The sequence below is a fragment of the Streptomyces sp. NPDC031365 genome, from assembly GCF_055569765.1.
Genome location: NZ_JBVIIM010000071.1, coordinates 1 through 4,261, shown reverse-complemented (window position 1 = coordinate 4,261; position 4,261 = coordinate 1). Strand labels below are relative to the sequence as shown.

Below are 4,261 nucleotides of genomic sequence, written 5' to 3'. Positions count from 1 at the left end.
TTCCCTCCGGGCTGCGCCCGGAGCAAGCGAACACCCGCGCTGCGCGCGGGTGTTGCGCTCCCGCTCCGCGGGAGCGTTGGCGGGTGGCTGCGCCACCCGCTTACCCCTCGTGCTGCGCACGAGGGGTGATGGTCCGTTCGCTGCGCTCCCCGGACCCTGTGGGACTCCGCCCCGATCCAGGCTTTCGCTTCGCTCCAGCCTGGCCGGCGGGTCCGCTGCGCTCCCCCGCCTGACGGTCCTTCCGGCTGCGCCTCCAGACCGTTGGGGCCCGCTGGCGCGGGCCGGGCTGGCTGCAAGAGTGGAGGGTTGCTCGCTGGTGTCAGATGTCAGATAGGGGGTTCCTTCTAAGTGATGCACATGTAGTCTTGGCGGGAACAGGAGACACCCCTCGACCGCTCGATGCGGGCTCAGATGCTCGCGCTGGAAAAAAGGTTAAACGAATGTGGAGTGCTCAGGACGTGGCGCGGGATCAGGTCCGGCGTCAGGCTGATGGCTTAGACGTCGCCGCTGTTTCGGAGAAGGTCGCGGAGGCCGCTGTCCGTGAGCGGGAAACCGCGGAGCGGTTGAGGGGGAACGGTTCCTTCTACGCGTTCGATATGGACCGGGAGCGGTTGGCTGTCATCTGGTTGGCCAAGCACGCTGAGTGGCGGCGCGTCAGGGACTTGATGACTGCAGTTGGTTGGGGCGTGTACGAGCCGGAACTGGACGCTCAGGGTTCGGTGTGGGCTCGCGAGCGTGAGGAGCGGTCTGCTAGTGCTCTTACGGCGCAGGCTGCCCTGGGGGAACGCCGGGGAGAGGAAGCGGATGAGCTGCGGGCAGAGGTCTGGTTGTCCGCAGCTTCCAGTCGGCTGGTCCGGGCGGTGTCCGGCCGGACGGGGCTGCGCCCTGCTGAGGTCCTGGCCCAGCTTGCGGAGCGGATTGTCGTGAGTGAGGACGGTACCGTTTCCATTCCGCCCTTCACTCCGTCCCTGTGAATTTTTGAAGCGAGAGAAGAAGGCGAGGGAGGATTCGGGGAATGCTGGGTATTCAGCTGCGGGAACACCAAGTAGATCAGCGGTCGGCATTTCGCAGGTGGGTGGGATTCCCTGCAAGATCGTCTGTGCCCCCGCAGGGTGCCCGGGGCACGATCGTGTCAGCGACCGGCTCGGGCAAGACCATCACGGCCGCCGCGTGCGCGCTGGAGTCGTTCGCGGACGGCCGGATCCTCGTGACCGTACCGACCCTGGACCTGCTCGTGCAGACCGCCCAGGCGTGGCGCCTGGTGGGCCACCGGGCGCCGATGGTCGCGGTGTGCTCGCTGGAGAACGACCCGGTCCTCAATGCTCTGGGGGTGCGCACCACCACCAACCCGATCCAGCTCGCCCTGTGGGCCGGGTCCGGACCGGTCATCGTGTTCGCCACGTACGCCTCCCTGGTGGACCGGGAGGACATCGACGCGCCCGAGGGCCAGCGGAAGGTACGCGGGCCGCTGGAGGCCGCTCTGGCGGGCGGGGAGAGGCTCTACGGTCAGCAGATGGCCGGCTTCGACCTCGCCATCGTGGATGAGGCCCACTCAACCGCCGGTGATCTTGGCAGGCCCTGGGCGGCGATCCACGACAACCAGCGGATCCCCGCCGACTTCCGGCTCTACCTCACCGCCACCCCACGCATCCTGGCCGCTCCCCAGCCTCGCAGGGGCGCTGACGGCCGGGAGGTGGAGATCGCGACCATGGCCGATGACCCGGAGGGCACGTACGGCGCGTGGCTCGCCGAGCTCGGTCTGAGCGAGGCGATCGAGCGCGAGATCCTCGCCGGTTTCGAGATCGACGTGCTGGAGATCCGCGACCCCTCGCCGGTCCTCGGGGAGTCGGAGGAGGCCCGGCGGGGCCGGCGCCTTGCCCTGCTGCAGACCGCGCTCCTGGAACACGCCACCGCGTGGAACCTGCGCACTGTCATGACGTTCCACCAGAAGGTCGAGGAAGCCGCCGCGTTCGCGGAGAAGCTCCCCGAGACCGCGGCCGAGCTCTACGTGAACGGCGCCTCGGACGAGGACCTGGCGAAGGCTGAGGAGCTGCCCGCGTCGTCGATCGACGCGGAATTCTACGAGCTCGAGGCCGGCCGCCACGTACCCCCGGACCGGGTGTGGTCGGCGTGGCTGTGCGGCGACCACCTCGTCACCGAGCGGCGCGAGGTCCTGCGGCAGTTCGCAGGCGGCATCGACGCGGCCGAGCGCCGGGTCCACCGCGCCTTCCTCGCCAGCTGTCGTGTACTCGGGGAAGGCGTAGACATCACCGGCGAACGGGGAGTCGAGGCCGTCTGCTTCGCCGACACCCGCGGCTCACAGGTGGTGATCGTCCAGAACATCGGCCGCGCGCTCCGACTCAACAAGGACGGCTCCACGAAGGTCGCCCGGATCATCGTGCCCGTCTTCCTTGAGCCCGGCGAGGACCCGACCGACATGGTCGCCTCCGCCAGCTTCAAGCCGCTCGTGGCCGTGCTCCAGGGCCTGCGCAGCCACGATGAGCGCCTGGTCGAGCAGCTCGCCTCCCGCGCTCTCACCAGCGGCAGGCGCAAGGTCCACATCCGGCGCGACGAGGACGGGCGGATCGTCGGGGCCGGCGGCGAGGGCGACGGCGAGGACCAGGAGGACGACACGCAGGCCGCTGCCGAAGCGGCCCTGCTGCACTTCTCCAGCCCGCGCGACGCCGCGACCATCGCCGCGTTCCTTCGCACGCGGGTGTACCGGCCGGAGTCGCTGGTGTGGCTGGAGGGCTACCAGGCCCTGCTCCGGTGGCGGAATGAGAACGAGATCACCGGCCTCTACGCCGTGCCCTACGACGTCGAGGTCGAAGTGGGGGCGACGAGGGCGTTTCCGCTTGGCCGATGGGTCCACCAGCAGAGGAAGGCGCTGAGGGCCGGGGAGCTCGAGGAGCGGCGCAAGACCCTGCTCGACTTGCCGGAAGCCGGGATGGTCTGGGAGCCGGGTGAGGAAGCCTGGGAGAACAAGCTCGCCGCGCTCCGCTCCTACCGGCGGGCCATGGGGCACCTCGCCCCGCGGCAAGACGCGGTCTGGGGCGAGAGCGAGACGATGATGCCCATCGGGCAGCACATGGCCAACCTCCGCCGGGCGGGCGGCCTGGGCAAGGACCCGGAGCGGGCGGCACAGCGCGCGAAGCAACTGGCCGCGATCGACCCGGACTGGGACTGCCCGTGGCCGCTGGACTGGCAGCGCCGCTACCGGGTCCTCGCGGACCTGGTCGACGCCGACGGCAGCCTGCCGGCCATCGAACCCGGGGTGTTGTTCGAGGGCGACGACCTGGGCAAGTGGCTGGAAAGGCAGAAGAACCCGGGCACCTGGGCGCAGCTGTCGACCGAGCAGCAGGAGCGGCTGTCCACGCTGGGCGTGCAGCCCGTCCAGGCACCGTCTCCGGCCCCTGCGGCTACGCGGTCGACGAAGGGCCCGAGCAAGGCGCAGCAGGCGTTCCAGCGCGGCCTGGCGGCCCTCGCGCAGTGGGTGGAGCGGGAAGGGGCCCACCGCCCTGTACCCCGGAAGGCGGTGGAGACCTTGCCCGACGGGACCGAAACCAAGCTCGGCATCTGGTACAGCAACACCAAGGCCAGGCGGGACAAGCTCACCGAAGAACAGCTGGTCGCGCTCCGGAAGTTGGGCGTCGAATGGGCGTAACAGTCGCAGACGCGCTGCTAGCCGACTTCGGGGCTGCACCTCATAGCGGTGAGCCACGACCAGGCCCTCCCTCGGATTGGGCCCACCATTCCTTTGTGATTGTTCGGTTACGCACAGCATAAAGCTGTGGTAGATCTGTGGATCTTCGGATCGTCCGGCCGGAGCATGACTGACTCAGAGGTCGGTAGTGGGGGTGGGCGTGGTCGATGTGTTGGCGGACTCGGTGGGTGATCCCGAGCCCTTCGTTCACCCGATTTTTCAGCTTCGCCCTGGCGAGGACAGTGGATCCGAGACCCTCGGCTTGTATCGGTATCAGGCCGAGGTGGCAGCTCAGGCTTGTCTGGCCATGCTCACCCAGGATGTCATCGACTACGTCGTATGCGAGTGGCATGAGGACTTCGTCATCGCGTTCACGAACGGCGAGGTGGAGCTGGTGTCGGTCAAGCACAGCAGCCGCACGCAGTGGACACTCGCGGATCTCTGCAAGGACGGCGGGATAGCCCTGAAGTTTCCCCGTGATCTCGGACACGTGATCGCTATGCCGCGAGAGCGTGCTGGTGCCGTTGCCTGGTTTCGGCCGGGGTGAGGTAGCCGAAC

At 68.6% G+C, this 4,261-nt stretch carries 3 protein-coding genes; all 3 read left to right on the top strand.

All coding sequences use genetic code 11. The features are described from left to right. Nucleotides 1-458 precede the first annotated feature (458 nt). The 3 genes from ACZ5C2_RS38455 to ACZ5C2_RS38445 all read left to right on the top strand — a co-directional run bounded on the left by ACZ5C2_RS38455 (nt 459) and on the right by ACZ5C2_RS38445 (nt 4,250). Entirely contained in the window at nt 459-974 is a 516-nt protein-coding gene (locus ACZ5C2_RS38455; RefSeq protein WP_468801593.1) for a hypothetical protein, read from the top strand. Between the two features lie 41 nt (nt 975-1,015). Continuing rightward, on the top strand, nt 1,016-3,664 hold the full coding sequence (locus ACZ5C2_RS38450) for a helicase associated domain-containing protein (RefSeq protein WP_468801591.1): 2,649 nt from the start codon (nt 1,016-1,018) through the stop codon (nt 3,662-3,664). Between the two features lie 199 nt (nt 3,665-3,863). Beyond that, nucleotides 3,864-4,250, top strand: coding sequence for a dsDNA nuclease domain-containing protein (locus tag ACZ5C2_RS38445; RefSeq protein ID WP_468801590.1), 387 nt, complete (start codon nt 3,864-3,866; stop codon nt 4,248-4,250). The last annotated feature ends 11 nt before the right edge of the window (nt 4,251-4,261 follow it).